Below are 2002 nucleotides of genomic sequence, written 5' to 3' on the forward strand. Positions count from 1 at the left end.
TGAAATTCCTTACCTTGAACAAGGCAGGCTCTCTGGTGGTGAGAATGCACACGGGAATTTAATGGTATCGTCTGCAACGTTTTATAGGTTGAAAAAGTAATGGGTTCTGAAGGTCAAGAAGCGCTGCAAGAAGCACGTATTGAACTGCAAAAACTAAAAGCCCGTGAGCGAAAACTGGCTGAAGAGAACAGGGTGATCTTATCAACCATCTCTGCGATCAGTAAGGCGAGTAACATATCTGAGATATTCTCCAGTCTTGAGTTCGTGCTCAAAAAGTACATTAAGTTTGATGATTTTATCGTGGTATCAAGGGTAGGGAACGAAGGCAGTTTCAAAACCCTGCTAAGCAATAACAAAGTCTTCGAACAGATGAATTGGAGCGATTGTGGCAAGCTATCGCGAGTCATCAATGGTGAATGCGCCATCCTTTTCGAACCCAAGTCTCTTGGGGAATTCAACTCTCTGCATCCCATTGTTCTCGACCAAATCAACTCCGTTCTTATTACGGGTATAGATAGCGGACTAACACAATCCGTCATCATATTTATCCACTCAAATACCAAGCACTTTAGTATTGAAACCAAGGCCACACTAAACCGTTTCCGACCGTTGATAGAGCGTGCTGTTTTCGATATTGAGAACAAAGAAAAGCTTGAAGCAACCGTTCGAGAACGTACAGCAGAGCTTGTCACAGCAAGAAAAGACGCAGAAAGAGCCAACAAGGCCAAGTCTGAATTCCTGGCAATGATGAGTCATGAATTAAGAACTCCGCTAAATGCCATCATTGGCCTAATAGACACCCTAAAATCCACATCATTGAACGAAGAACAACAGTCTATACTGCTTAATATGAGTACATCATCTGAGCTTTTATTGGCAATTATCAGTGACGTATTGGATTTTTCTAAGATTGAATCTGGATGTTTCTCATTAGCTCCTCAATGGAGCAATGTAAGAGACACTGTAACTTTTGTATTATCTGAACAAAAGAAGACAGCAGACGATAAAGGTTTGGCGCTAACAGTAACCAGCGATATCCCTGAGGGTGAACTGCATTACATCGACCCAAGCCGATTAGCACAGATCCTATTTAACCTGATTGGTAACGCGATTAAGTTCACTGAACATGGGCATGTGCATGTTTCTATCAAGTACCAGCAGAGCTCTTTCTATATAACGGTGGAAGACACAGGGATTGGCATTAGCTCGCAACAACTTTCGTCGCTGTTCAGTCCATTTGTACAAGCTGATAGCACAATCACACGCAGATTTGGTGGCACCGGTTTAGGCTTGGCTATCACTAAAAGACTGGTTGAGCTAATGCGTGGGCGTATATCAGTAGAGAGTGAGCCTGGAAAAGGTTCCAAATTTGAAGTACAGCTACCAGTGCTTACTCGAGTTACGAATAATCTGGCTAACAACGAAGATGAATCTTCACGAGAGTTAAGAAGCCGTTATTCAGTGTTAGTTGTCGAAGACAATCCAACCAATCAAATGGTGATCAAATTAATCCTAACGCGACAAGGCCACGAAGTTTTCATCGCAAGCAACGGTGAGGAAGCGATTGGCTTTGTGGAAAGAGCCAATGACTCGATAGACATTATCTTAATGGATGTGTCGATGCCGGTCATGGATGGATTAACTACAACCAAATACATGAGAGACGCGAACATCAAAACACCAATTGTCGCGCTAACAGCACACACATCAGTAGAAGACAAATGCTCGTGCTTAGATGTCGGTATGAATGATTTCGTGACCAAGCCAGTAAGAACCAAAGAGATCACAGAAGCAATTGATCGATTAATGCTTGAAGTCTAATAAACGTATTCTTAATCGAAGATTAGGAAATATGTTTATTAGGTATTTTATGGTAAATAGCCTTACTGTTAAATAGAACGTCGATTTGATAGATAAACAAGAGGCAGGGCATCATACAAAGATACCTGCGTTATAAACACCAAACACCATTTAACATAATATACATAATGCGCACTTGTGG

General features: G+C 41.6%; 1 protein-coding gene. It reads left to right on the forward strand.

Annotated elements, in window-relative coordinates; translation table 11 throughout:
* The first annotated feature begins 99 nt into the window (after window positions 1–99).
* Complete coding sequence (locus tag AB4484_RS26745; RefSeq protein ID WP_050645569.1) at window positions 100–1821, forward strand: ATP-binding protein; 1722 nt, start codon at window positions 100–102, stop codon at window positions 1819–1821.
* The last annotated feature ends 181 nt before the right edge of the window (window positions 1822–2002 follow it).

Origin of the sequence: Vibrio sp. 10N.261.46.A3 (genome assembly GCF_041472995.1) — a bacterium.
Taxonomy (GTDB): domain Bacteria; phylum Pseudomonadota; class Gammaproteobacteria; order Enterobacterales; family Vibrionaceae; genus Vibrio; species Vibrio coralliirubri.

What these genes read in the sequence shown, in the direction of transcription:
- AB4484_RS26745 (WP_050645569.1), top strand. Translation starts at nt 100, where the DNA reads ATGGGTTCTGAAGGTCAAGAAGCGCTGCAAGAAGCACGTATTGAACTG.